Source organism: Rhizobium sp. USDA 4016 (assembly GCF_056279705.1).
Genome location: NZ_JBWCCY010000004.1, coordinates 3,249,424 through 3,273,634, shown reverse-complemented (window position 1 = coordinate 3,273,634; position 24,211 = coordinate 3,249,424). Strand labels below are relative to the sequence as shown.

The window sequence follows — 24,211 nt, the reverse complement described above, 5'->3', positions numbered from 1 at the left end:
CATGAAGAGCTCTTTTATTTCTAGTTCAGCCATTCAGAACGCGATGCGATTGACGATCCGCCAGTCGCAGAACCAGATGGTCAAGGCTTCGATTGAAGCCACCACGAAAACCTACGCCGATATCGGCGTATCGCTCGGCATCGACGCGGCCAAGAGCGTGAACTATGCGCGCGAGCTTGATCGGATCTCCTCGTTCAAGGACAGCAACTCCACCGTCAATCTTCGTCTCGAAATGTCCCAGAGCGGGTTGGCCGACGTGCAGAAGGCGAGTGATGCGCTGGTCAAGAATCTGACGGCGCTCAAGGGAAGCCAGGCATCGACCGCCATTACCGTCACTCTCCAGTCCTCGGCGGCGGCACTTTCGCAGCTCATGGACACCGGCAACATGATCACCGGCGGCGAATACCTGTTTTCCGGTGTCAATACGGACGTTCCGCCACTGACGGATCGCAGCGCCACCGTTGAAGCCGATATCGTCACTGCCCTGAACACTTACGCGACCGGGCTTTCCAAGCCGGTCAGCGCCTTGACGGCGGCTGAAATCGATACCTTCATGACCAGCACCGTGGAGCCGATGTTCAGCGCTGCGGCATGGACGAACCCGGCCACAGGCTGGTCCAAGGCCTCCAACCAGAACATGACGAGCCGGATCAGCAACTCGGAAGTCATCACATCGTCCACCAACGCCAATTCCGACGGCATGCGCTACCTCGCAATGGCCACGGTGATGACGAATGCGCTGATCGATCAGGGCCTTGGCACCGATGCCATGGACGCGGTTTCCTCACGCGCCATCGGCTATGCGGCGCAGGCGACATCCGGCCTCGTGACGCAGCAGAGCCAGCTCGGCCTGTCGCAGGAGCGCGTCGAGAAGGCGAACGACGCTCTCGATGCCCAAGCTGCCATCATCAACAACAAGGTCGTGGACCTCCAGGGTGTTGACCCTGCAGAAGCTTCGACCCTCGTCAAGACCTTGGAAACGCAGCTCGAAACGGCTTACACGATCGTATCGAAAATACAGCAGCTGAGCCTCGTGAATTACCTTTGATGATCAAAGGCGCGCAATACAAAGAAGGATGCATGAATGTATCAATTCTCTTATGCCGAGGTCATGCAAGACTCGGTGACCGACGCGAAAGAGCGGGAGCGGCAAGTTCTCGACCGGTCAATCGAATTGCTCTCGCTGGCGCGCGACAAGGAAAAGTACAGCCGGGAATCTGTTGAGGCACTGTTTTACACCCGGCGTGTTTGGGTGAGTTTTATCGAGGATCTCAAGCATCCCGACAATCAGCTCCAGATCGAGCTGCGGGCCAACCTGATTTCGATCGCAATCTGGATTTTGAAGGAATGCGACAAGATCAGGCGACGCCAATCGAGTAACTACCAAGGCATTATCGACGTTACCACCATCATCAGGGATGGACTTAAATGAAAAGTACACTTCGCATTTCGCTAAAAGCCGGAGAGAGAATCTTCATCAACGGCGCGGTTTTGCGCGTTGACCGCAAGGTCGCGCTGGAATTCCTGAATGATGTGACGTTTCTTCTTGAAAACCATGTTCTTCAGCCGGAAGACGCCACGACGCCGCTGCGCCAGCTCTACTTCATCGCGCAGATGATCCTGATTAATCCGGAAGGCAAGGAGCAGTCGACGGCGATGTTCCGCAAGTCGATCACCATGCTGCTGACCTGCTTCAAGAACGAAGAGGTTCTCGCCGAGCTGAAGCGCATCGATGGCCTCGTCTCGACGGGGCGCGCATTCGATGCGCTGAAGGCCATCCGCGCGCTCTATCCGACCGAGGACGGCATCTTGAACAACCAGGAAATGCACCCGGCGATGGTCGAGCAAATCCGCAAGGAGATCGCACCATGGCGGTAGACGGCGTTTCCAGCGTCGGCACGACGTCGACCACGCAGACTGCGCAGCAGAAGGCAACGCTCAACTACGACAACTTCCTGCAGTTGCTCATCGCGCAGATGAAGAACCAGGATCCGACGGATCCGATGGACGCCAGCGAGCAGATGTCGCAGCTCGCAAGCTTCTCGCAGGTCGAGCAGACGATCCAGACCAACACGAAATTGGACACGCTGCTCGCAAGCTCCAGCCTCACCCAGGCAGGCAGCTATATCGGCAAGTACATGACCAGCGCCGACGGCACCGTTAAAGGCACTGTCGCCTCGGTCAAGGTGTATTCCGACGGAATTATCGCGACGACGACGGACGGGAAGAGTATTCTCGTGCAGGCGGGAATCACTCTCGCGGATGAAGCGCCGACGTCAGACACGTCGTCGTGAACTGACTTGCAATGAACGCAATAATGGTCCGGCTACTGCGGGGCGGACCGAAAGGCGATATGAGGTTGCCTGACGATGAATGAAGCCGATGCACTCGACCTTTTTCAGGCGGCGATCTGGACCGTTTTGATCGCGGCCGGCCCTGCGGTCGCTGCTGCCATGATCGTCGGCCTCGTCATCGCGCTGATCCAGGCGCTGACGCAGATTCAGGAAGCGACGCTCACCTTCGTTCCAAAGATTGTCGCCGTTCTCATTACCGTCGGCATTTCCGCACCGTTCGTCGGTTCCCAGATCTCCATTTTCACCGACATGGTCTTCTCGCGCATCCAGTCCGGCTTCTGAGCTACCTTCGCGCAAGCTTCGCCGGTTAATTCTCGATCCGAATTGGGCAGGGCATACCTGCCTCCTCTCATGAAGAGACGGAATCGAAATGGCGCAACCACCTGCACTCCCCCTTCCGAAATCTGCTCCGAGCCTTCGTGATGTCGGTTTTGCCCTCGGCATCATGGTCATCATCTGTGTGCTCTTCCTGCCGATTCCGCCGTTTCTGATCGACTTGGGGCTGGCGTTTTCGATCGCGTTTTCCGTCCTGATCCTGATGGTTGCCCTCTGGATTCAGAAGCCTCTCGAATTTTCGTCCTTCCCGACCATCCTGCTGATCGCGACCATGACGCGACTGTCGCTGAACATTGCAACGACGCGCGTGATCCTTTCGCATGGCAATGAGGGACATGACGCCGCCGGCGGCGTGATCGCCGGTTTTGCAAGCCTGGTGATGTCCGGCGATTTCGTGATCGGTCTGATCGTGTTCCTGATCCTGATCACCATCAATTTCATTGTCATCACCAAGGGTGCGACACGTATCGCTGAAGTTGGCGCGCGATTCACCCTGGATGCGATCCCCGGCAAGCAGATGTCGATCGACGCCGATCTTTCCGCGGGCATCATCGACGAGAAGGAAGCGCAGCGCCGTCGCAAGGAGTTGGAGGAGGAAAGCTCGTTCTTCGGCGCCATGGACGGTGCCTCCAAGTTCGTCCGCGGCGATGCGGTCGCCGGCCTCCTTATTACCTGCATCAATATTTTCGGCGGCATCATCATCGGCTATTTCCGCCATGACATGCCGATTTCCGAAGCGGCCGACGTTTTCGTCAAGCTCTCGGTCGGCGACGGCCTCGTCGCCCAGATGCCGGCGCTTATCGTTTCCTTGGCGGCCGGCCTTCTCGTTTCGCGCGGCGGCACCATCGGCTCGACCGACCAGGCCGTCGTCAATCAGCTGAGCGGTTATCCGCGCGCGCTTTCCGTTTCCGCCGTGTTGATGGCGGTCCTGGGCCTGATGCCCGGCCTGCCGACAGTCCCCTTCATGTTCCTTGGCGGCCTCATGGCGTTCGGTGCATGGTTCATTCCGAGGCAGATCGAAGCAGAGAACAAGGTCCGCCGCGAGCAGGAGGAAAAGAAGGTCGTTCAGACCAAGGAGCTCGAAAAGGACTCCGTCAAATCGGTCCTGCGCACCTCGGAAATCGAACTCGCGCTCGGCAAGATGGTGTCGACACGCCTCCTCGGCGCACACCAGGAACTCGCCTTCCGGGTCGGCAAGATGCGCAAGAAATTTGCAACACAGTATGGCTTCGTCGTTCCGGAGATCAAGGTCACCGACGATATCAGCATTCCCGAGAAGTCCTACCAGATCCGCATCCATGGCACGACGGTGGCATCGAACGCGTTGCGTGTCGGCGAAGTGCTGGTCGTCACCGGCTCTGGCCGCAAGCCGCGCATTCCAGGAGACGAAATCCGCGAACCGGCTTTCGGCATGCCGGCGGTTTCCATTCTTGAGGCTTTCGCCGAGGACTTGAAACGCGAAGGTTTCCAGCCGATCGACAACGTCTCGGTGGTCCTCACCCACATGAGCGAGGTCATCCGCAACAACTTGCCGCAGCTTCTCTCCTACAAGGACGTGAAGGTTCTGATCGACCGTCTCGATCCCGAATACAAGAAGCTCGCAGACGAGATCTGCACCTCGCATATGTCGTATTCGGGCCTGCAGGCCGTCCTCAAGCTGCTGCTTGCCGAGCGCGTCTCGATCCGTAACCTGCATCTGATCCTGGAAGCCGTGGCCGAGCTCGCGCCGCATGTCCGCAAGACCGAGCAGATCGTCGAGCATGTGCGGATCCGCATGGCGCAGCAGCTCTGCGGCGACCTGGCGGACAATGGCGTGCTGCGCGTCCTGCGGCTCGGCAGCAAGTGGGACATGGCCTTCCACCAGGCGCTCAAGCGCGACAACAAGGGCGAGGTCGTCGAATTCGACATCGACCCGCGCAGCCTTGAGGAGTTCAGCGAGCAGGCAACGAAGGTTATCCGTGAATTCATGGACCGCGGCCTGCCATTCGCCCTTGTCACATCGCCGGAAACACGCTCCTATGTGCGCATGATCATCGAACGGCTGTTCGCCACGCTTCCGGTTCTTTCGCACGTCGAACTGGCCAAGGGCATCGAGATAAAGATTTTGGGCTCTATTTCATGATTTCCGACCCGCAAGGGACTGTTCTGGCGCTCTTCCTGGTTTTCTGCCGGATCGGCGGCTGTGTCCTTGCAATGCCAGGCTTTTCCTCGGCGCGCGTGCCGGAACTGCTGAGGATCTTTGTGGCCGGCGGCCTTTCGATCGCCATGCTGCCGGTTCTTTGGGACACGGTTTATCCGGCCGTCAGCAACACCGGCGCGACCTATATCGGGCTCATCGTCAGCGAATCGCTGATCGGCGTCATGTACGGCTTGCTGGCGCGGCTCTACACGCTGGGCTTCCAATTCGCCGCCAGCATCATCGCCATGATGGTCGGATACACCTCACCGGGTGCGGCAGATGTCATCGAGGATTCGGTGGAAACAAGTCTCTCCGGTTTCATCACCTTTGCCGGAATGATGATCCTCTTCATGATGGACTTCCATCACATCGTGTTCCGGGCGCTGATCGATTCCTACACGACCATGCCCTTCGGCGGCATTGCCGATATGCGCGCCAATCTGATTTCGCTCACCGATACGCTGCAATCGACGACCTACATCATGCTCCGGCTCGCAAGCCCGTTTCTCATCTACAGCATGATGTTCAACGTCTCGATCGGCTTCATCAACAAGCTGGCGCCGCAGATTCCCGTGTACTTCATCTCGACGCCCTACATGCTGCTTGGCGGCTTGTTCCTGTTTTATTTCTCGGTTGCTGCCTTGATCAGCCAGTATGCGCAATCTTTCCCAAGCGTGTTCATCGGAAGATAGCGGATGGCGGAGAAGACCCGTTCCGAAAAACTGAAGCGGCTCGTCGCAGTCCAGCGGCATCTGGAGCAGATGGCGGAATACGACCTTGCCGAAACGAGCCGCCAGCGCGCCGAGGTCAACCAGTCGATCGACAATGTCGTCATGGCGCTCGGCTCCATGGATCCGGTCCATCGTGCGTTTTCGCAAAGCTATGCCGACCGGTTCGAGCGGCTGAGCACCAAGGACAAGCAGCTGACCGGCATGCAACAGCTGCACGAGATGCGCCTGCAGCGCGAGCGGGCCAAGGGCGACCGGCTGGAAGAGGGCATGAAGGAAGCCCTTGAAGCCGAACGGCGCGAAGCCGATGACAACGCGGTCTACGATGTCATCGATCAGAAATTTGCAACACCAGCCTCCAGCAAGCTTCAAAAACCATAATCCCTGCAACTTAATTTAGAGGATTGTGACATTGGCTATTTCACCCCCGAGTGATCTGGTCCTGGATGTTGTCAAAGCCGCCGACCCGATGGAAGTTCAGGTGGCCCAGGAGAAATTGAAAGCGAGCCGCGCGGCCTTTCGGGCAACGGGCCTTGCCGAGAACGGCGATGGCTTTTCTGCCAAGGTCGACGTGCTTGACAGCGCCACCGGCCTCGACAACGTCAAGAATCGCGCCAAGACTGAAGAGATTCCGGAAACCTACCGGAAGTTCGAGGCCATGGTGCTTCAGAATTTCATCAAGAACATGCTGCCGAGCGACAGTGAACAGGTCTACGGCAAGGGCGCTACGGGCGATATCTGGAAGGGCATGATGGCCGAGCAACTCGGCAACGTCATCTCCGAAGGTGACGGCGTCGGCATAGCCAAGCAGATGTATAACGAGGCGCTTCGCAAGAAGGAAGGCGCCATCGTGAACGCGTCGGCGGACCAGGATGACCGCAAGGTCGCCTTCAGCATGATCGACGAATTCCAGCGCAAGACATTCGGCACGCCCACCGCGGATGCCAAGATCAATAATGAAGCATAACCGAGGATAAAATGGAAATCATCTCGAATGAATATCGTATCAAGTCGGTCCTCGGCCGCCTGGAAATGATCATTGACAACGAGAACACGCGGATCGGCAGCGACCCGCAGTTCGATCTCAAGGTCTCGAATGCGCATAAGAGCCGCTGCCTCTATGAGCTGTCGATGCTCTTTCGTGATACGGACCCGGCCGAGCTTGCTGCGTCGCATCTGGAACAGCTTCACGGGCTGAAGCAGAAGCTGACGCTGAACGCCCGGCGCGTTGAGGCACATCTCGAAGCCGTTCGTGCGGTTGCCGACCTGTTGAAGAATGCCGTTCAGGATGCGGATGCCGACGGCACCTATTCCCAGGAACAGTTCGTCGCGCGTGATGCCGGATGGTGAAGCTCGTCCTGACAGGCATCTGGGTTTGCGCCATCACGCTTGCTTCGGTCTATTTCTCCGTGAAGCTGGCGACAGCGCCGGCCCCGCCGGCAGATGATTCGAAGCAGAGCCAGCTTGAGCTTGTGAAGGGCGAGACAATCACCGTACCGATCATCGGCGACGGCGCGGTGACTGGTTACTTCCTCGGCCGCGTGTCCTTCATGATGAACAAGGACACGGTGAAGGGCATGACCCTGCCGCTTACCGAAATGACCACCGACGAGCTTTTCACCCTGCTCGTCGGCAATAAGATGGTCGATATCAGCAAGCTGAAATCCTTCGACCCGCAGGCCTTCCGCGACGCGATCAAGAAAGGCATGAACGAGAAACTCGGCGGCGAATACGTCTCAGAGGTCATGCTGGAGCAGCTCGACTACCTTTCCAAGGAAGACGTCAAAGCCAATGCCTCCGGCCAGCAGAAGAAAACGGCCGATCCGGTCAAGATCATCGAGCCCCCGCCACCTGAAGCTGCGAGCGCCGCCCACTAGTTTCGCCGGCTTCGTCTGCGCCGTTCAGGTGAAGCGCAAAGCCGGTTGCGCCCGGTTCGCCGAGCTCAGGGCGTAGCTGCATGCTGGGGATTAGATAGTCTCCGCCATTTTGCTGACGATAGGGGATAGGTGGGGTGGACTCGAGCGTGCGCATCCTCTCACGCAGGCGCTCGGCTGCGAGTTCGAAGCCGGCCTCATCCAGACCATCGACCCTGTAAGCCGCGAAAGGCGGAAGAACGGCATAGCCCGGGTAATAGAGGATCCCATGATTGATCGGGAATAGCAGGTCGTCGATCGGTCCGTTGACCCCGCGGGTCGAGTAATGTTCCTCCCAGCCGCCGGTAGTCACAATCAACATGGCTCGCTTGCCCGCCAGAGCCCCTTCGCCATAGCGGTCGCCCCATCGCTTGTCGCTGTGCTCGCCGACGCCGTAGGCGAACCCATAGGCATAGACCCGCTCGACCCAGCCCTTGAGGATTGCCGGCATGCTGAACCACCAAAGCGGAAACTGGAGGATCAGCATATCGGCCCACAGGAGCTTATCGATCTCGGTTTTGACATCCTCGGTCAGCGCGCCAGTTTCGAAAGCTCTCTTGGATGCAGCGACAGGTATGAACCGCGTATCAGTTGCCAGCGACGGAAAGTCGGCACGGTCGATTTCGGATTTCCAGCCCTCGGCATACAGGTCGGACACGCGCACCTCATGGCCCTGGGCCTCGAGCTCCTTGATGGCAATGTCTCGCAGTGCCCCATTGAGCGAGCGCGGTTCGGGATGAGCGAAGACAAGCAGAACTTTCATGGTCAGTGATCCTGTGAAGGTGAGAACTGACCCATAGGTAGACAGGGTTTGAATCATCCACTAGATGTGCGTAATGCATAAGATTATGCCGAATAATGGATAGTTCAGACGTTACGCTGGAACGTATGCGAACCTTCGTCCGCGTTGCCGAACGCGGCAGCATGTCGGCGGTTGCGCGCGAGTTCGGGGTCGGCCAGTCGACGGTCACACGGCATTTGCGGGAGCTTGAGGAGGCCGTCGGCGTGCCTCTGCTGAGCAGGACCACCCGGCGTGTCGCGCTGACCGATGAAGGCAGCCGATATTATGCCAACAGCGTCCAGATCCTGCGCCTTGTCGAACAGGCCGGCGATGAGGCGCGGGGCACGCGCGGTGCGCCGGCCGGCACGATCCGGATCTCCTGCACTGCGGCTTTTGGGGTTCTGCACGTCGGCCGGCTGATCTTCGCGTTTCAGGACCGCTATCCCGATATCGGAGTCGACCTCAGCCTTACCGATGAGCGCGTCGACCTTGTGCGGGAAGGCGTCGATATCGCGCTTCGCTTAGGCCCGCTCACCGACAGTTCGATGAAACTGCGGGCGCTCGGCCAGTCCCGGCGTCTGCTCGTCGCGTCACCGGATTATCTTGCAGCGCGGGGAAAGCCGGTTGTCCCGCAGGATTTGCTCGGTCATGAAGGCATCCGTATGTCGAACGTGGCAGGGAGCGACATGCTCGCTTTGCGGGGGCCCAGCGGCGAAGACCATGCCGTGCCCTTTGGAGGGCGCTTTCGGGTCGACCATGGGCTTGCTGCACGCGAGGCCATTGTCGCCGGGCGCGGCATCGCACCTACCCATCAATGGCTTGTCGACGATCTCCTGACGGCTGCCAAGCTTGAGGTGATCTTGCCGGACTATTCGCTGCCGCCTGTCCCGCTCAGCATGTTGATCGTCCCCGAACGCGCCGGCGTTGCCCGGGTCCGGCTGCTGGTCGACTTCCTCGTCGAGCAGATTGGCGGCATTCCGGGGATCGAAAAGCCGCAGCGCTTTGGCGCACAAGCTTAACAAAGCCTTGAAAGCGGCGGCGGAATTCGAACGACTTTTCTAAGAGTTGTTTGAAACCCACCTGCTATAGCTCCCTTCATATCCCTGATGCAGCATTCGGGACTTGCTGCAGGCGGGCGGGTGCTGCCGGTTCGTAAAAACCTGCTGGTGCGGAATGTATCTTGTGTTTTCCGGGATGTTGGGCGCGTAAAGCACTCTGGCTGGAGGTTGGAATGAACCTGATCGCGAATTTCGCGGTTCTCGCATCGCGCCGCACGATCTTCGACGTGCCGGTGTGCGACCTCGGATGGGACGACGCGCTCGTCTTCATCAACGAGCTTGCCTCCTTTCCTGTCGGCCAGACCGTCATTTCCTTCGTCAACGCTCACAACATGCTGATGACGCTGCGCGATAGCGAATACCGGGATATTCTCCTGCAGAATCTCGTCCTGCCGGACGGCATCGGCCTGAACATCGCTTCCAAGATAGCGCATGGAGCACCGTTTCCTGCCAATCTCAATGGCACGGACTTCGTTCCCGCGTTTCTGACCTATATGGAAAATCCGCGCCGTGTCGGCCTGATCGGCGGCAGGCGCGAAGTCGTCGAAAAAGCCGCAGCGAATTTCCGCAAGCATGCGCCCTGGCACGAATTCATCGTCATTTCGGACGGGTATTTCGACAAGGAGAACCCGACGGAGCTCATTGACGAGGTTGAGCGCCAGGACCTCGACATCCTGATCATTGGCATGGGAACGCCGCTGCAGGAGAAGTGGGCGCATCATCACATTCGCGCCGACCATGCCCGGCTTGTTCTGACTGTCGGGGCGCTCTTCGATTTCATCTCCGGAGTTGTTCCCCGCGCTCCGGAAACCGTTCGCATGATGCGGCTGGAATGGGCCTACCGGATGCTGCAGGAACCGGCCCGTCTCTGGCGGCGCTATGTGCTCGGCATCCCGGTCTTTCTGTTTTACGTGATGCAGTACCGCTTCAATCGCCGCGAGCGCATCCTTAGCCAGGCGGGCAACAACAGCGTCCCCTTGCCGTTACCGCAGGAACAGAGCGAGGGAGCTCACTGAGACCCTGCTTCTTGCCTCGCGCAGTTAACCATTTCTTTGCCATGAAAATTTAGAGTGCCTTAATCATCCGCTTCCTACGGGCGGCTCGGCTCGTGCGCATGAGATATGGCGTCATGTATGACAGCAGGTTAAAAGGCAGCATTGATAGGCGTCGACTGGCAACGGCGGGGCGCGTCGATGCACGAGACCGAAATCTCGAAACCCTGCCCGTTCGCCCCTCGGAGGCCGAACTGCTAAGGGTGATCGGAAAAGCACTCGAAGAGCAGCGCCTGCAGCGGAGCGCACCGCCCGAACCGCCGCATCTGGTCGATCGCATCGAGACAATCCTCGAAACACGTCTGCGTGCCGCAAACGATGTCCGTCCTGCGGAGCCATCGCAGCATAGACTGGCGGCGCCTGCCGAGGCCCGGCAGGTAGATGCAGCAAATCTCAGCGCTTGTCCCGTCCGCCGCCGCAGTTTGGTGAAGCTGATCGGCACAATCGCAGTTGCTGCCTTGATCGGCGCAGGCGTCCCCTTTCTGATGCCGGCCGAACCCGCGCACTATGCGGCGGAGGCGGCATTTCATGTGCAGGCGGGCAAAGCCGAGCGCGGCCCCGTGACCGCTGCAGCCGTGAGCCGCCTGCTTTCCGGCCGCACCATGTCTGCCGCCGTCGGGGCGCTGAAGCTCGATCGCGATCCAGAATTCACCGGCGGCCAATCCACGATCGGCGTAGCACTTGATCTCCTTTCGGGCAGTGGTGCAGCGGCCGACGCGGCCTCGCGTGCGGAAGCGGCGCTTGCAGGAATGGTCGAGGCCAATGCGGATGGAACGCAGGGCACAGTCCGTCTGAAAGTCACGACGGCCGACGGCGCCAAGTCTTCGCGTATCGCTTCCTGGCTTTCCGACATGCTGATGTCAAGCGGCCCTCCTGCATCGGCGGAGGTAGGCGCAGGGTTGCGCAAGGCCTATGAGGACGTGAAGGCGCAGCTGGCCGCCTTCACCGCAAGCAGCGGCGAAGGCAACGTCAAAGTCGCAAGTGATCTTCAGCAGCGCATCAACCAGCTTGACGCCGATCTCAAGATCGCCGAGCAGCGGATCACGCTTGCCAAGCAAGAGACCGATCGTCTCAAGGTGGCCAAGCCCGGCGATGTGCTCAACGGTTCCTTGCCGCTCGAAGCGATCTCGCCTGCGCTGCAGGACGCGCGTGACAAATACGTCACCGAGAAGGCGACGCTGTCGCTGCTTTCGAACGAGCTCGGTCCGCGCCATCCGCGCCGCCTCGGACAGCAGGCTGTCGTTGACGGCCTGAAGGACAAGGTTGCGAAGGAGCTGGCTCGCCAGGCCCAAGACGCAAATGCCGCTCTCAAGGCAGCCACAGAAGCACGAAAGACGCTGAACGATCAGCGCAACACGCTGATCGCCCAGAGCCGGGACACCGGTGTCGATCTCGCCAAACTGACCGAACTGCGCGACAAGACAGAGGCGGCGAGATCGCGGATGGCAGATGCCGTTACGTCGACGGCTTCGATCGCCGCTTCGATCACTGCCGCCAAGCCGATAAAGACCACTGCCGTTGCCGCCGGCCCCGGACTGCCGGTTCGCTCTGCCGTCGGGGCTGCACTTGCAATGGCGATCGGCCTTGCTGGCATGCTTGGTTTGCGCCTCTTGCGACAGCGTCCCGCACCTGCCGCGGAGACGCTAACTGTCCCGGAACAGCCGGAGGCGGCAGCCGGCGAACTCGAACTGCTGCGCGATCGGCTCGCCGGTCTGCGCGACAGGCTGCAATCCCACGGCGCCGGCCATCGTTGATCTCGGCCGCGGCATCATTGAAACCGCGCGGAACCTCGTCGTTTCGGGCGGGGAGGAAGCGCGCGAACGCTGTTGGTCGACATACTGCTTGATGATGTCAGGGGCGCTTTGCCGCACGAAGCCGCGAAGGACGACGGCGACCACAACACGCCCTTGAAATAGCGTCCCGAAACTTCGGGTCTGGCCTCCCGCAGCAAGGCGGCTCGACACTCCCTTGAGGCTATGGACTCGAGGCCACCGTCCGCCCTCGACGAGCGTCATAAGGCGTGGCAGCGCACGGCGTCGCGGCGAAAGAAACGGTCAAAGCGCCAGGCGAAGGCCAGACGCTACGCCGCGCGGATCGCGGCGAAGGCGGCGCGCAAACGGCTGCATTGGCAGCACGTCACGACGACGCGCATGGCGCGGCGCTTCGCAACGGCCATCCTCGAAGACCTGAAGATCAGGAACATGAGCGCCTCGGCCAAGGGACGGCAGAGGAACCGGGAAAGAAACGTCGCGCAGAAGGCCGGACTCAACCGCTCGATCCTCGCGGCGGCGTGGTACCGCTTCGAACGGCTGCTCTCCTACAAGCTGGCTTTCCTCGGCGGCAACCTCGTGAAGGTCGATCCGCGATACACGGCCGTGACCTGCTCCGAATGCGGGTCGAGGGACAAGGGAAACCGCGAAAACCAAGCGAAGTTCCTCTGCCTTTCCTGCGGACACGCAGACCATGGCGACGTCAACGCGGCGGTCAACATCCTAGCGGCCGGAACACGGCCATCGAAGGCAGTTAAACCCATCTCCCGAGAACGCGAAAGGGCGGCCTGAGCCGCCCCTGAAAATCCCCGTCCTTTCGGGCCGGGACGATGTTAAAGCTCTTGCATTTGCCGCTTTTAAACAGGATACGGCGTTCTGAGGCAAACAGCGCGGCCGGCAAGAGCCTAGCTTTCGCGCGAGGCAGGGCAGGAGAATCGCATGACGACAGTGATCGATGGCAAGCAGGTAGCCGCTTCGGTAATCGAGACGGTAAAGATGGCGACGGCTTCACTGGAAAAGCAGAGCGGCGTGAAGACCGGGCTTGCCGTGGTGATCGTCGGCGACGATCCGGCAAGCCATGCTTATGTCAATTCAAAAAGCAAGATGGCCAAGCAATGCGGCTTCAAGTCGGTACAGCACACCCTGTCGGCCGAGACGACTCAGGAAGAGCTTGCCGCGCTCGTATCGTCACTCAACGCCGATCCCTCGATCCATGGCATCCTCGTACAGCTGCCGCTGCCGAAGCATCTGAACAGCGAGCCGATCATCCAGTCGATCCTGCCGGAAAAGGATGTCGACGGGCTGCACGTCGTCAATGCCGGCAAGCTTGCGACTGGCGACCTTGAAACCGGCCTCGTCTCCTGCACGCCGGCCGGTGCCATGGTGTTCGTCCGCCGAATGCATGGCGAGGACCTGTCTGGGCTGAACGCCGTCGTCATCGGCCGATCGAACCTCTTTGGCAAGCCGATGGCGCAGTTGCTGCTCAATGCCAATGCGACGGTGACGATTGCCCATTCGCGCACCAAGGATCTGCCCGCCGTCTGCCGCAATGCCGATATCCTGGTTGCGGCCGTCGGCCGTCCGCAGATGGTCAAGGCCGATTGGGTGAAGCCCGGCGCAACCGTCATCGATGTCGGCATCAACCGCATCGCCGCACCGGAAAGGGGCGAGGGCAAGACGCGCCTCGTCGGCGACGTCGCCTTCGAGGAAGCATCGAATGTTGCCGCGGTGATCACCCCGGTTCCGGGTGGCGTCGGCCCGATGACGATCGCCATGCTGATGGCCAATACCGTCATTGCCGGGCATCGCGCGGCCGGCCAGACGCCGCCGAAATTTTGAGGCTTATCGCGGTGCAGGGCCGGTCGAGGCCCTGACGATCAGCTCCGCTTTCCACAGCTCGTGCTCCGGATAGGAGCCGATCGCTTTGACGGTGCCGATCAGGCGCTGCGCAATCCGGGCGCCGGCGGCACGAAGAGACGAGCGCGTCGTCGTCAGCGGGACCGAAAAATTCTCCGGCTTCAGAAGCGGCAGCTCGTCGTCATGGGCGATGAGCGAGATATCCTCACCGAGCTTCAGGCCGGCCTGGTTCAGGGCGCGGATCGCGCCGAGTGCGAGCACGGTGCTGGAGCAGAGGACGGCAGTCGGACGCTCCGGCATCTGCAGAAACTGCTCCATGGCGATCAGGCCTTGCTCGTCGGTCATCAGCGAGTGACTGACGCAGGTTTTGGAAAGGGTCAGTCCCCGTTCTGACAAGGCCGCGACGACGCCGTTCTTCCGGCGGATCGCAAAGTCGAGATGCGCCGGCCCGTTCATCAGTGCGAATCGCGTATGGCCGAGCTGCAACAGGAGTTTCGCCGCATCGTAGAAGGCGGTCTCGTTGTCGATATCGAGATAGGGATAATCCGGCTCCGACCCGAACGAGCGGCCATGCACGATGAACGGCATCGCCAGCGATTTCAGCATCGCCAGGCGCGGGTCGTGAGCGCGCATATAGGCAACGAAAAGCGCATCGACATTGCCGCTGATCGCGAGGCGGCGAAGTGCAGCCACTTCGTCGTCGGGGTCCGAGGGCATGATGACGAGATGGAAGTCCTGCCGGACGGCCTCCTCTCCGAGGCCGGCCAGGAACTCGCCAAAATGTATATCCGATTGATGGCCAGGCGCCATCGGCATCACCAATCCGATCGAACCCGCCTTGCCGGTCGCGAGACGCTGAGCCGCCTTGTTCGGCCGGTATCCCGTTTCCTTGACGGCGCGAAGCACACGTTCGCGCGTCGCCTCGTTGACTTCAGGATAGCCATTGAGTGCACGGCTGACGGTCGTCTGCGAAAGACCAAGCAATTCCGAGAGCTGTTTGAGATTCACCTGCCGCGTTTCCTCCTCAGCGCCCTCAACACACGCCTCCCTGCGTCCAAAGCGCTTTCAATTATGTAGCAACTACGGCGCTTGACTCAAGAAAAATCGCTCCATATTCCCCTCCAGGTGCCGCTGCAATGGGCAATGCAAGCGTCTCGTTCCGCGGTATTTTTGAAATGGCTTGACTCTTTTCTGCCGAAAGTGAAATGAGTGTCAAAGCGCTTTGAAATTTGCTCTCGGGAGGTTGGGAAGCGCCGGTGGGATTGTGATGGGAGGTTGATCACATGAAGAAAATTCTTTTGATGGGCGCCGTAACGGCGCTGTTTGCCGGGGCAGCTTCTGCTGCCGATCTGAAGTTTCCTCCAGGTCAGGATACGAAGTTCAACTGGAAGAGCTATGACGAGTTCAAGGCCGCTCACGCCGATTTGAAAGGCGAGCCGCTGACAATCTTCGGGCCGTGGCGCGGTGAGGACGAGGCCTTCTTCCGCAGCATTCTCGCTTATTTCACTGAGGCGACGGGCGTCGATGCCACCTATTCATCCTCTGAAAACTACGAACAGCAGATCGTCATCGATACGCAAGCGGGCTCGCCTCCTAACGTCGCGATCCTGCCGCAGCCCGGCCTCCTGGCCGATCTCGCCAGCAAGGGCCTCCTGACGCCGCTGGGCGAGGAGAATTCCAAGTGGGTGAAGGACAATTACGGCGCGGGCGACAGCTGGGTCGGTTACGGCACCTACAAGGGCAAGGACGGCAAGGACGGTTACTATGCATTCCCTTACAAGGCCGACGTGAAGTCGCTTGTCTGGTATGTTCCTGAAAACTTCAAGGAAGCTGGATATAAGGTTCCGACCACGATGGAAGAGCTCCATGCCCTGACGGACCAGATCGTCAAGGACGGCGGCGTTCCGTGGTGCATCGGCCTCGGGTCTGGCGGCGCGACCGGCTGGCCTGCGACCGACTGGATCGAAGACATCATGCTGCGCATGAACAAGCCGGATGTCTATGACAAGTGGACCACGAACGAAGTGAAGTTCACCGATCCGGCTGTCGTTGCCGCGATCGATGAATTCGGCAAGTTCGCCAAGAATGAGAGCTATGTCGATGGGGGTGCTGCGGCCGTTGCTTCGACCGACTTCCGCGACAGCCCGAAGGGTCTCTTCGCCGTTCCGCCGAAGTGCTACCTGCACCATCAGGCTTCGTTCATCCCGTCCTTCTTCCCCGAAGGCACGAAGCTCGGTCAGGACGCCGACTTCTTCTATATGCCGACCTATGCGGCGCATGCCGACCTCGGCAAGCCGGTTCTCGGTGCCGGCACGCTCGTCTCGATCACCAAGGATTCGAAGGCCGCCCGCGCTTTCGTCGAATTCCTGAAGACGCCGATCGCGCACGAGGTCTGGATGGCGCAGTCGAGCTTCCTGACGCCGTACAAGGGTGTGAGCACCGCGGCCTATGCCAACGAGCAGATGAAGCGGGAAGGCGAGATCTTGACGACGGCCACGACCTTCCGCTTCGACGGTTCGGACCTGATGCCCGGCAAGATCGGCGCAGGCGCCTTCTGGACCGGCATGGTCGATTTCGTCGGCGGCAAGTCTGCGGAAGACACCGGCAAGGAAATCCAGGCCGCCTGGGACGCCATCAAGTAATCGCGTTAGCCGGTGCCGCGGGAGACCCGCGGCATTGCTGGCACGAATGACCGGACCCGTGGGGGGCCGGTCAACGCCGGATACTGTGATCAAACGCAAAAAGAAGTTGACGGTAACTGGTGTCGGCCCTTCAACATAGGCAAGGGTAGCACGGGGAGGGACGAATGCTGTCGCAGATAGTTTCCGCGTTGGGCGTTGTGGTGGTGGCGGTATTCGCCTGCTCGGCCTACTTCTATTTTTCGAACAAGATTCTGGATCTGGCGCTACCCGTGAAGGATGGCGACATTCGTTCGGCGGCGCGCAATCTGAACCGCCGTGCGATGATCCGCCCGTGGCTCTTTCTCGGGCCGGCGCTGTTTTTGCTGATCGTCTATCTTGTCTACCCCGTCGTGGCGACCCTCATCCTCTCCTTCTACGATCGCTCCGGTGAGCAGTTCGTCGGCTTTGCAAATTACCAGTGGGCCTTCGGCGATCGTGAATTCCGTCAATCCATCTTTAATAATATTCTCTGGCTTGCCGTCGTTCCGGCGGCCTGCACGTTCTTCGGCCTGGTCATCGCAGTGATGACCGACCGCATCTGGTGGGGCAACATCGCCAAGAGCATCGTCTTCATGCCGATGGCGATCTCCTTCGTCGGCGCATCCGTCATTTGGAAGTTCATCTACGAGTTTCGCGGCGGCAACGACACCCAGATCGGGCTCTTGAACGCAATCGTGCAGCTTTTCGGCGGCACGCCGCAGGTGTGGATTTCGGTGCCCTTCTGGAACAACTTCTTCCTCATGGTGATCTTGATCTGGATCCAGACGGGCTTTGCCATGGTCATTCTCTCCGCGGCGCTGCGCGGTATTCCGGAAGAAACCATCGAGGCGGCTGTCATCGACGGCGCCAACGGCTGGCAAATCTTCTGGCGCATCATGGTGCCGCAGGTCTGGGGATCGATCGCCGTCGTGTGGACCACCATTACCATTCTCGTGCTGAAGGTCTTCGACATCGTTCTGACCATGACCAATGGTCAATGGAACTCGATGGTTCTTGCCAACCTGATGTTCAACTGGATGTTCCGCGGAGGCGGCGATTCCGGCCGAAGCGCCGTCATCGCCCTCATCATCATGCTGGCCGTGACGCCGATCATGGTCTGGAACGTCCGCCGCGCCAATCGCGAGCTGGGAGGCCACTGAGATGACGCTTGCCAGAGATTTCTTCAAGATTGGCCCCGCTCGCCTTTTCGTGCACTTCGTTGTTCTGGTCATCGTGATCCTGTGGCTGATTCCGACGCTCGGCATCTTCATCAGCGCGCTGCGAGACAAGGATCAGCTCGTCGTCTCCGGCTGGTGGACAGCCTTCGCCGGCTCCTCCCGAACCGTGGCATCCCGCCTTGGACAGCCCGACCAGCAGAAGCAAGAGGGCGCGACCTATGTGATCGCCGGCAATGTCCTGGAAGGCCAGGAAGGACGTTCGATCAAAGCCTTCGGCACGCGTGTCCAGCAGCCCGCTGCCAACAGCGCCGGTGAGACCGCTGACCTCGGCGACGGCGTCTCACTGCTCGTCAACACCGACGGCACCTACCGCTACACAAAGAATGCCCCCTTCGGCCCGGACGACGGCGGCCGGCGCGTCTACGTTTCGATCGCAACGCCGCCGGAATTCACGATGCAGAACTACCGGACGGTTTTGACGGGCGAGGGCATCGGCCAATCCTTCATCAATTCGCTGACGGTGACGATCCCGGCGACCATCATTCCGATCCTCATAGCTGCCTTTGCAGCATACGCCTTGAGCTGGATGGAGTTCCCGGGCCGCGCGCTGTTGATCGCGCTCGTCGTCGGCCTCATCGTCGTGCCGCTGCAGATGTCGCTGATCCCGCTGCTGCGCCTCTACAATATGGTCGGCGCGGCTTTCGATGCGCCGTCCAAGACCTATCTCGGCATCTGGCTGGCGCACACGGCCTTCGGCATGCCGCTGGCCATCTACCTGCTCCGCGCGTATATCGCAGGGCTGCCGAAGGAGATCATCGAATCCGCGCGCGTCGATGGCGCGGGCGATTTCGAAATCTTCGTCCGCATCGTTTTGCCTCTTTCTTTCCCCGCACTTGCATCCTTCGCGATCTTCCAGTTCCTCTGGGTGTGGAACGACCTGCTTGTTGCCATGGTCTTCCTCGGCACCGACAGGCAGCACCTCGTGCTGACCGGCGCGCTGAACGCGCTGCTCGGCTCGCGTGGCGGCAACTGGGAAATCCTAACGGCTTCTGCCTTCGTCACCATCATCATACCGCTGCTCGTCTTCTTCGGGCTGCAGCGCTATCTGGTGCGCGGCCTGCTCGCCGGTTCGGTCAAGGGGGGCTGATCATCCCAACACGACACACCCCGCAGGAACAGACATGAGCATAGCATCCCAAACCAATTTGACAGTCGACAAGGACTGGTGGCGCGGTGCGGTAATCTATCAGATCTACCCGCGCTCCTTTCAGGATTCAAACGGCGACGGCATCGGCGATCTGAAGGGCATCACCGCCCGCCTTCCGTATGTAGCAAGCCTCGGTGCCGACGCGATCTGGATTTCGCCCTTCTTCACCTCGCCGATGCGCGATTTCGGCTACGACGTTTCGGACTACGAGAACGTCGATTCGATCTTCGGCACGCTGGTGGATTTCGACACGATGATCGCCGAGGCCCATCGCCTCGGCATCAAGGTGATGATCGACCTCGTCATCTCGCACAGCTCGGACCAGCATCCCTGGTTTGCCGAAAGCCGTTCCAGCAAGACGAATGCAAAAGCGGATTGGTATGTCTGGGCGGATGCAAAGCCGGATGGCGCGCCGCCGAACAACTGGCTGTCGATTTTCGGCGGCTCGGCATGGGCGTGGGATCCGCGACGCATGCAGTATTACCTGCACAATTTCCTGACCTCGCAGCCGGACATGAACCTGCACAATCCGGAAGTACAGGACCGGTTGCTCAATGTTGTCCGCTTCTGGCTGACGCGCGGCGTCGACGGCTTCCGTCTCGACACGATCAATTTCTATTTTCACGACCAGCAGCTGCGCGACAATCCGGCGCTGCCGCCCGCCCGCCGCAACGCTTCGACCGCGCCGGCGGTGAACCCCTATAATTTCCAGGAACACATCTACGACAAGAACCGGCCGGAGAACCTGGAGTTCCTGAAGCGCTTCCGTGCGGTTCTGGAAGAGTTTCCGGCAATCGCGGCCGTCGGCGAAGTAGGTGACAGCCAGCGCGGCCTGGAGATCGTCGGCGAATACACTTCCGGAAACGACAAGATGCATATGTGCTATGCCTTCGAGTTTCTCGCCCCCGATCCGCTTTCGCCGGAGCGCGTCGAAGAAGTGATGGAAGATTTCGCCGCCGCAGCGCCCGATGGCTGGGCCTGCTGGGCGTTCTCCAATCACGACGTCATGCGTCATGTCAGCCGCTGGGGTTCGCTGGTTGCCGATCATGACGCATTTGCCAAGCAATATGCTTCCCTGCTGATGACCCTGCGTGGCTCCGTCTGCCTTTATCAGGGTGAGGAGCTCGGCCTGACCGAAGCCGATCTTGCCTACCAGGACCTGCAGGATCCATACGGCATCCAGTTCTGGCCGGAATACAAGGGACGCGACGGCTGCCGCACGCCTATGGTCTGGGACTCGCAGGTTGCCCAGGGCGGCTTCTCGACCGTCACGCCGTGGCTGCCGGTGCCGGTCGAGCATATCCTGCGCGCCGTCAGCGTGCAGCAGGGCGACGAGAATTCCGTGCTCGAGCACTACCGCCGCTTCCTCGCCTTTCGCAAGCAGCATCCGGCGTTTGCCAAGGGCGAGATCGAATTCGAGCAGCCGCAAGGCGATGCGCTTGTCTTCACGCGCAGATATGGCAACGAGCAATTGCTCTGCATTTTCAACATGAGCCCGGTGGAAATCAACGTCAGCTTGCCGATGGGAGAATGGCAGGCATTGACGGGACACGGTTTCACCAGCAACAACTACGGCGACAAGATCGATATTCCGGCTTGGGGGGCGTATTTCGCCCGTCTCGCGTAAGGATCAGGAGGGGAGCATCAAATGACTGGACTTACTCTAAAGGAAATCCGTAAATCCTACGGCTCCGTGGATGTCCTCCACGGCATCGACCTGGAGATCAACCAGGGTGAGTTCATCGTCTTCGTGGGGCCGTCGGGTTGCGGTAAGTCAACGCTGCTGCGCATGATCGCCGGCCTTGAGAACATCACGGGCGGCGAGATGTATATCGATGGCCAACTCGTCAACGACGTCCCGCCGTCGAAGCGCGGCATCGCCATGGTGTTCCAGTCCTACGCGCTTTATCCGCACATGACAGTCTTCGACAACATGGCTTTCGGCATGAAGATCGCCGGCGAGAGCAAGCAGGAGATCGATCGTCGCGTGCGAGCGGCCGCCGAAAGCCTGCAGCTTACCAATTATCTCGACCGCCTGCCGAAGGCGCTCTCCGGTGGCCAGCGCCAGCGCGTTGCGATCGGCCGCGCCATCTGCCGCGATCCGAAGGTCTTCCTCTTCGATGAGCCGCTGTCGAACCTCGATGCAGCATTGCGCGTCGCGACCCGTATCGAGATCGCCCGCCTCAATGAGCAGATGGCCGATACCACGATGATTTACGTCACCCACGACCAGGTCGAGGCGATGACGCTTGCCGACCGTATCGTCGTCCTGTCGGCCGGCCACATCGAGCAGGTCGGCGCACCGCTGGAGCTTTACGAGCGTCCGGCAAACCTCTTCGTCGCGAAGTTCATCGGCTCTCCGGCCATGAACATCATCCCCTCTACCATCACTGAAGCGGGTGCCACCACGACGATCACGCTGAAGGGCGGCAGGTCGGTCGCGCTCGACATTCCGACCGCGGCTTCCGAAAAAGGCAAGACGGCAAGTTTCGGCGTGCGCCCTGAAGACCTGCAGATCGCCCATGGCGACGACTACACCTTCGAAGGCGAGGTTTCGATCGTCGAAGCGCTCGGCGAAGTCACGCTGCTTTATATCGAAGGCCTGATGCCGGGCGAGCCGATCATCGTCAAGCTGCCAGGCATCACCGACATCAAGAAAGGTCAGAAGATGAGGTTCGCTGCTGATCGCTCGAAACTGCATCTTTTCGATGCCGAAGGCCACACTTACAGAAGGTAGGAGACTATTTTTGGGTGGTTCTTTGTGAGCGCCTGAAACGCAGCGATCATCACTTTCTGTTAAACATCCGCTGCTAGCTTCCCCCTTATAGTTTCAAGGGGAATCAGGGTCGTGGGTGCATCCAATCCATTGCCTCCAAGGCATTTTCTCAACAAGGAAGAATCCTTCATGTACGACCGCGAACAGCGGTTCAAAATGGAGGATACGATGAACGCTGCGCGGATCGAGTACACCGAAAAGGGGGTCATGCACATGGCGTCCCGGCGCTGCGATATCATACGAATTTCGATGAGCAGCGCGATCCTGGCGATCCTGACGCAGTTCACTTTGCCGAAGCAGTTTTATCTGGATATTCCCGACGCACGCATCACCAAGGTCGGCTGCATGCTGATGCGGGTGAACACCAACAACACCATCGAGGTCCGCTTCCTGCGCCTGCTGACGCAGAAGGAAATGAACAAGATTTTCGTCTACAGCATGCATCCGGCGCATCGCGACTACGTTCTAGACGTTCGCGCCTGATCGGACATTTCTGGAATTGAACAGGCCCGCGATCCGTTCGCGGGCTGTTTGCGTCAGTGGAAGAGGACGCTGGCGCCGTGGTCTGAGGCGCCGACGGAGCGGCGGAACGGAGCGAAGAGCTCGCGGCCCATGCCGAATTCATTGTCCGAAAGATCGGCCGTCACCGGCTCGCGGTCCGCCAGGGTGGCGGCATCGAGGAGGACTTCCAGCGTGCCGCGGATTGCATCGAGCCGGATGATGTCGCCGTCCTGTATGCGGGCGATCGGCCCGCCCTCGACAGCCTCCGGCGTCACATGGATCGCAGCCGGAACCTTGCCTGACGCGCCGGACATGCGTCCGTCCGTCAGGAGGGCGACGTGGAAGCCGCGGTCCTGCAGTACGCCGAGCGGCGGCGTCAGCTTGTGCAGCTCCGGCATGCCGTTTGCCTTCGGCCCCTGGAAGCGCACAACCGCCACGAAGTCGCGGTTGAGCTTGCCTTCCTTGAAGGCGTCCTGCAGCTCCTGCTGGCTATGGAAGACGATCGCCGGTGCCTCGATGATATGGCGGTCCGGCTTCACCGCGGAGATCTTGATGACCGCCTTGCCGAGATTGCCGCGCAGCATCTTCAGGCCGCCATTCGACTGGAACGGCGTTTCGATGCTGGCGAGCACCTTGCCATCGTGGCTCTTTTCCGGTGCCGGTTCGCGAACCACCGTGCCGTTGTCGCCGAGGCGCACGTCGATCGTATAGGCTTCGAGACCCTGGCCGGCAACCGTGCGCACGTCATCGTGCAGCATGCCCTTCTTCAAAAGCTCCTTGATGAGGAAGCCCATGCCGCCTGCGGCGTGGAAATGGTTAACATCCGCCAGTCCGTTTGGATAGACGCGGGCAAGCAGCGGGATTTCCTCGGAGAGTTCGGCAATATCCTGCCAGGTGAGCTGGATGCCGGCAGCGCGCGCCATGGCGACGAGATGCAGCGTGTGGTTCGTGGAGCCGCCGGTTGCGTGCAGGCCGACGACGCCGTTGACGATGGAGCGCTCGTCGATCATTTCGCCGGCGGGCGTGAATTCGTTGCCGAGCGCAGTGATCGCCAGAGCGCGCTTTGCCGCCTCGCGCGTCAGCGCTTCGCGCAGCGGCGTGCCCGGGTTGATGAAGGAAGAGCCGGGCAGATGGAAGCCCATGATCTCCATCAGCATTTGGTTGGAGTTTGCCGTGCCGTAGAAGGTGCAGGTTCCCGGGCCGTGATAGGACTTGGACTCTGCCTCGAGCAGCTCGGCGCGGCCGACCTTGCCTTCCGCATAGAGTTGGCGGACACGAGACTTCTCGTCGTTGGGCAGCCCGCTGGTCATCGGCCCCGCCGGCACGAAGATCGAGGGCAGGTGGCCGAAGGAGAGGGCCGCGATCACGAGGCCCGGCACGATCTTGTCGCAGACGCCGAGGAAGAGCGCCGCATCGAACATGTTGTGCGACAGACCGATGCCGGCAGACATGGCAATCAGGTCGCGGGAAAAGAGCGACAGCTCCATGCCCGGCTGGCCCTGCGTGACGCCGTCGCACATGGCCGGAACGCCGCCGGCGACCTGGGCAATGCCCCCAGCTTCCGCCGCAGCTTCGCGGATGATCGCCGGATAGGTCTCGAACGGCTGATGGGCCGAGAGCATATCGTTGTAGGCGGTGATGATGCCGAGATTGGGCACGCGGTCGCCCGCCAGTGCATCCTTTTCGGAGGGGGAACAGATCGCAAAGCCGTGGGCGAGGTTGGCGCAGCCGAGTATCGAGCGGCTCACGCCGTTGGAAGTCGCGGCCTGCAGGCGTTCCAGATATCGCTCGCGCGTCGGTTTTGATCGTTCGACGATGCGGGATGTGATCGCGGAAATGCGTGCGTTAGCGGACATGGGAGG

At 60.3% G+C, this 24,211-nt stretch carries 25 protein-coding genes and 1 pseudogene; 22 read left to right on the top strand and 4 right to left on the bottom strand.

Annotated elements, in window-relative coordinates:
- Position 1 precedes the first annotated feature (1 nt).
- The 11 genes from ACZ9DP_RS31880 (at position 2) to ACZ9DP_RS31830 (ending at position 7,474) form a co-directional block, all read left to right on the top strand.
- Positions 2-1,048: a flagellar hook-associated family protein gene (locus tag ACZ9DP_RS31880; RefSeq protein WP_074066694.1), complete on the top strand. Its 1,047-nt coding sequence runs from the start codon at positions 2-4 to the stop codon at positions 1,046-1,048.
- 36 nt (positions 1,049-1,084) lie between these two features.
- Entirely contained in the window at positions 1,085-1,432 is a 348-nt protein-coding gene (gene flaF, locus ACZ9DP_RS31875) for a flagellar biosynthesis regulator FlaF (protein WP_022717180.1), read from the top strand.
- Positions 1,429-1,878 (top strand): flagellar biosynthesis repressor FlbT, encoded by a 450-nt coding sequence (gene flbT, locus ACZ9DP_RS31870; RefSeq protein WP_022717181.1) that lies wholly within the window; start codon positions 1,429-1,431, stop codon positions 1,876-1,878. The genes flaF and flbT overlap by 4 nt, the downstream gene beginning before the upstream one ends.
- Complete coding sequence (gene flgD / locus ACZ9DP_RS31865) at positions 1,869-2,294, top strand: flagellar hook assembly protein FlgD (protein WP_074066695.1); 426 nt, start codon at positions 1,869-1,871, stop codon at positions 2,292-2,294. Before flbT ends, flgD begins: the two co-directional genes overlap by 10 nt.
- A gap of 75 nt (positions 2,295-2,369) precedes the next feature.
- The gene (gene fliQ / locus ACZ9DP_RS31860) at positions 2,370-2,636 is read left to right on the top strand and encodes a flagellar biosynthesis protein FliQ (protein ID WP_022717183.1); all 267 of its coding nucleotides are present in this window, start codon (positions 2,370-2,372) and stop codon (positions 2,634-2,636) included.
- An 88-nt stretch (positions 2,637-2,724) separates the two neighbouring features.
- Complete coding sequence (gene flhA / locus ACZ9DP_RS31855) at positions 2,725-4,812, top strand: flagellar biosynthesis protein FlhA (protein ID WP_022717184.1); 2,088 nt, start codon at positions 2,725-2,727, stop codon at positions 4,810-4,812.
- Positions 4,809-5,561: a flagellar biosynthetic protein FliR gene (locus ACZ9DP_RS31850; protein ID WP_476204674.1), complete on the top strand. Its 753-nt coding sequence runs from the start codon at positions 4,809-4,811 to the stop codon at positions 5,559-5,561. Before flhA ends, ACZ9DP_RS31850 begins: the two co-directional genes overlap by 4 nt.
- 3 nt (positions 5,562-5,564) lie before the next feature.
- On the top strand, positions 5,565-5,978 hold the full coding sequence (locus tag ACZ9DP_RS31845; RefSeq protein WP_039843986.1) for a hypothetical protein: 414 nt from the start codon (positions 5,565-5,567) through the stop codon (positions 5,976-5,978).
- Between the two features lie 31 nt (positions 5,979-6,009).
- Positions 6,010-6,564 (top strand): rod-binding protein, encoded by a 555-nt coding sequence (locus ACZ9DP_RS31840; RefSeq protein WP_022717187.1) that lies wholly within the window; start codon positions 6,010-6,012, stop codon positions 6,562-6,564.
- Positions 6,565-6,575: 11 nt separating this feature from the next.
- Positions 6,576-6,947, top strand: coding sequence for a hypothetical protein (locus tag ACZ9DP_RS31835; protein WP_039843988.1), 372 nt, complete (start codon positions 6,576-6,578; stop codon positions 6,945-6,947).
- Positions 6,941-7,474 (top strand): membrane protein, encoded by a 534-nt coding sequence (locus ACZ9DP_RS31830; RefSeq protein ID WP_022717189.1) that lies wholly within the window; start codon positions 6,941-6,943, stop codon positions 7,472-7,474. Before ACZ9DP_RS31835 ends, ACZ9DP_RS31830 begins: the two co-directional genes overlap by 7 nt.
- Here ACZ9DP_RS31830 and ACZ9DP_RS31825 read toward each other — a convergent pair.
- On the bottom strand, positions 7,431-8,273 hold the full coding sequence (locus ACZ9DP_RS31825; RefSeq protein ID WP_476204672.1) for an NAD(P)H-dependent oxidoreductase: 843 nt from the start codon (positions 8,271-8,273) through the stop codon (positions 7,431-7,433). The two genes, ACZ9DP_RS31830 and ACZ9DP_RS31825, sit on opposite strands and share 44 nt — an antisense overlap.
- Before the next feature lie 95 nt (positions 8,274-8,368).
- Between ACZ9DP_RS31825 and ACZ9DP_RS31820 the strand changes: the two genes are divergently transcribed.
- The 3 genes from ACZ9DP_RS31820 (at position 8,369) to ACZ9DP_RS31810 (ending at position 12,155) form a co-directional block, all read left to right on the top strand.
- Positions 8,369-9,310: a LysR family transcriptional regulator gene (locus tag ACZ9DP_RS31820; RefSeq protein ID WP_476204671.1), complete on the top strand. Its 942-nt coding sequence runs from the start codon at positions 8,369-8,371 to the stop codon at positions 9,308-9,310.
- Positions 9,311-9,522: 212 nt separating this feature from the next.
- A complete protein-coding gene (locus ACZ9DP_RS31815) occupies positions 9,523-10,365 on the top strand; it encodes a WecB/TagA/CpsF family glycosyltransferase (RefSeq protein ID WP_074066698.1) in 843 nt (280 codons plus the stop codon).
- Between the two features lie 113 nt (positions 10,366-10,478).
- Positions 10,479-12,155, top strand: coding sequence for a GumC domain-containing protein (locus ACZ9DP_RS31810; RefSeq protein ID WP_476204670.1), 1,677 nt, complete (start codon positions 10,479-10,481; stop codon positions 12,153-12,155).
- Between the two features lie 63 nt (positions 12,156-12,218).
- On the opposite strand, the pseudogene ACZ9DP_RS31805 reads toward ACZ9DP_RS31810, so the two are convergent.
- Positions 12,219-12,383 (bottom strand): annotated as a pseudogene (locus ACZ9DP_RS31805) (transposase); the annotation flags it as partial.
- Here ACZ9DP_RS31805 and ACZ9DP_RS31800 point away from each other — a divergent pair.
- Both ACZ9DP_RS31800 and folD read left to right on the top strand, forming a co-directional pair.
- Positions 12,378-12,962, top strand: coding sequence for an RNA-guided endonuclease InsQ/TnpB family protein (locus ACZ9DP_RS31800; RefSeq protein ID WP_476204669.1), 585 nt, complete (start codon positions 12,378-12,380; stop codon positions 12,960-12,962). The pseudogene ACZ9DP_RS31805 and the gene ACZ9DP_RS31800 overlap by 6 nt on opposite strands.
- Before the next feature lie 147 nt (positions 12,963-13,109).
- Complete coding sequence (folD, locus tag ACZ9DP_RS31795; RefSeq protein ID WP_476204668.1) at positions 13,110-14,009, top strand: bifunctional methylenetetrahydrofolate dehydrogenase/methenyltetrahydrofolate cyclohydrolase FolD; 900 nt, start codon at positions 13,110-13,112, stop codon at positions 14,007-14,009.
- Positions 14,010-14,012: 3 nt separating this feature from the next.
- Here the strand turns inward: folD and ACZ9DP_RS31790 are convergent, their stop codons facing one another.
- Positions 14,013-15,035, bottom strand: coding sequence for a LacI family DNA-binding transcriptional regulator (locus ACZ9DP_RS31790; RefSeq protein ID WP_476204667.1), 1,023 nt, complete (start codon positions 15,033-15,035; stop codon positions 14,013-14,015).
- Between the two features lie 275 nt (positions 15,036-15,310).
- Here ACZ9DP_RS31790 and ACZ9DP_RS31785 point away from each other — a divergent pair, with 275 nt between their 5' ends.
- The 6 genes from ACZ9DP_RS31785 to ACZ9DP_RS31760 all read left to right on the top strand — a co-directional run bounded on the left by ACZ9DP_RS31785 (position 15,311) and on the right by ACZ9DP_RS31760 (position 22,331).
- On the top strand, positions 15,311-16,669 hold the full coding sequence (locus ACZ9DP_RS31785; protein WP_476204666.1) for an ABC transporter substrate-binding protein: 1,359 nt from the start codon (positions 15,311-15,313) through the stop codon (positions 16,667-16,669).
- Positions 16,670-16,833: 164 nt separating this feature from the next.
- Complete coding sequence (locus ACZ9DP_RS31780) at positions 16,834-17,847, top strand: carbohydrate ABC transporter permease (RefSeq protein ID WP_022717197.1); 1,014 nt, start codon at positions 16,834-16,836, stop codon at positions 17,845-17,847.
- A 1-nt stretch (position 17,848) separates the two neighbouring features.
- Complete coding sequence (locus ACZ9DP_RS31775; RefSeq protein ID WP_476204665.1) at positions 17,849-19,012, top strand: carbohydrate ABC transporter permease; 1,164 nt, start codon at positions 17,849-17,851, stop codon at positions 19,010-19,012.
- A 34-nt stretch (positions 19,013-19,046) separates the two neighbouring features.
- The gene (gene bglA / locus ACZ9DP_RS31770) at positions 19,047-20,699 is read left to right on the top strand and encodes a beta-galactosidase BglA (RefSeq protein ID WP_194728995.1); all 1,653 of its coding nucleotides are present in this window, start codon (positions 19,047-19,049) and stop codon (positions 20,697-20,699) included.
- A 21-nt stretch (positions 20,700-20,720) separates the two neighbouring features.
- Positions 20,721-21,809, top strand: coding sequence for an ABC transporter ATP-binding protein (locus ACZ9DP_RS31765; RefSeq protein WP_239595486.1), 1,089 nt, complete (start codon positions 20,721-20,723; stop codon positions 21,807-21,809).
- 168 nt (positions 21,810-21,977) lie between these two features.
- The gene (locus ACZ9DP_RS31760) at positions 21,978-22,331 is read left to right on the top strand and encodes a hypothetical protein (protein WP_476204664.1); all 354 of its coding nucleotides are present in this window, start codon (positions 21,978-21,980) and stop codon (positions 22,329-22,331) included.
- A gap of 53 nt (positions 22,332-22,384) precedes the next feature.
- Here ACZ9DP_RS31760 and edd read toward each other — a convergent pair whose 3' ends face one another.
- A complete protein-coding gene (gene edd, locus ACZ9DP_RS31755; RefSeq protein WP_074066709.1) occupies positions 22,385-24,205 on the bottom strand; it encodes a phosphogluconate dehydratase in 1,821 nt (606 codons plus the stop codon).
- Positions 24,206-24,211: the final 6 nt, after the last annotated feature.

Bases quoted from the DNA above. Each gene is read 5' to 3' on its own strand.
- ACZ9DP_RS31830 (WP_022717189.1), top strand. From the start codon at position 6,941: ATGGTGAAGCTCGTCCTGACAGGCATCTGGGTTTGCGCCATCACGCTT.
- ACZ9DP_RS31810 (WP_476204670.1), top strand. From the start codon at position 10,479: ATGTATGACAGCAGGTTAAAAGGCAGCATTGATAGGCGTCGACTGGCA.
- ACZ9DP_RS31820 (WP_476204671.1), top strand. From the start codon at position 8,369: ATGGATAGTTCAGACGTTACGCTGGAACGTATGCGAACCTTCGTCCGC.
- ACZ9DP_RS31785 (WP_476204666.1), top strand. From the start codon at position 15,311: ATGAAGAAAATTCTTTTGATGGGCGCCGTAACGGCGCTGTTTGCCGGG.
- fliQ (WP_022717183.1), top strand. From the start codon at position 2,370: ATGAATGAAGCCGATGCACTCGACCTTTTTCAGGCGGCGATCTGGACC.
- ACZ9DP_RS31780 (WP_022717197.1), top strand. From the start codon at position 16,834: ATGCTGTCGCAGATAGTTTCCGCGTTGGGCGTTGTGGTGGTGGCGGTA.
- ACZ9DP_RS31815 (WP_074066698.1), top strand. From the start codon at position 9,523: ATGAACCTGATCGCGAATTTCGCGGTTCTCGCATCGCGCCGCACGATC.
- flbT (WP_022717181.1), top strand. From the start codon at position 1,429: ATGAAAAGTACACTTCGCATTTCGCTAAAAGCCGGAGAGAGAATCTTC.
- flhA (WP_022717184.1), top strand. From the start codon at position 2,725: ATGGCGCAACCACCTGCACTCCCCCTTCCGAAATCTGCTCCGAGCCTT.
- folD (WP_476204668.1), top strand. From the start codon at position 13,110: ATGACGACAGTGATCGATGGCAAGCAGGTAGCCGCTTCGGTAATCGAG.
- ACZ9DP_RS31835 (WP_039843988.1), top strand. From the start codon at position 6,576: ATGGAAATCATCTCGAATGAATATCGTATCAAGTCGGTCCTCGGCCGC.
- edd (WP_074066709.1), bottom strand. From the start codon at position 24,205: ATGTCCGCTAACGCACGCATTTCCGCGATCACATCCCGCATCGTCGAA.
- ACZ9DP_RS31800 (WP_476204669.1), top strand. From the start codon at position 12,378: ATGGACTCGAGGCCACCGTCCGCCCTCGACGAGCGTCATAAGGCGTGG.
- ACZ9DP_RS31825 (WP_476204672.1), bottom strand. From the start codon at position 8,273: ATGAAAGTTCTGCTTGTCTTCGCTCATCCCGAACCGCGCTCGCTCAAT.
- flgD (WP_074066695.1), top strand. From the start codon at position 1,869: ATGGCGGTAGACGGCGTTTCCAGCGTCGGCACGACGTCGACCACGCAG.
- ACZ9DP_RS31775 (WP_476204665.1), top strand. From the start codon at position 17,849: ATGACGCTTGCCAGAGATTTCTTCAAGATTGGCCCCGCTCGCCTTTTC.
- ACZ9DP_RS31765 (WP_239595486.1), top strand. From the start codon at position 20,721: ATGACTGGACTTACTCTAAAGGAAATCCGTAAATCCTACGGCTCCGTG.
- flaF (WP_022717180.1), top strand. From the start codon at position 1,085: ATGTATCAATTCTCTTATGCCGAGGTCATGCAAGACTCGGTGACCGAC.
- ACZ9DP_RS31760 (WP_476204664.1), top strand. From the start codon at position 21,978: ATGTACGACCGCGAACAGCGGTTCAAAATGGAGGATACGATGAACGCT.
- bglA (WP_194728995.1), top strand. From the start codon at position 19,047: ATGAGCATAGCATCCCAAACCAATTTGACAGTCGACAAGGACTGGTGG.
- ACZ9DP_RS31845 (WP_039843986.1), top strand. From the start codon at position 5,565: ATGGCGGAGAAGACCCGTTCCGAAAAACTGAAGCGGCTCGTCGCAGTC.
- ACZ9DP_RS31850 (WP_476204674.1), top strand. From the start codon at position 4,809: ATGATTTCCGACCCGCAAGGGACTGTTCTGGCGCTCTTCCTGGTTTTC.
- ACZ9DP_RS31880 (WP_074066694.1), top strand. From the start codon at position 2: ATGAAGAGCTCTTTTATTTCTAGTTCAGCCATTCAGAACGCGATGCGA.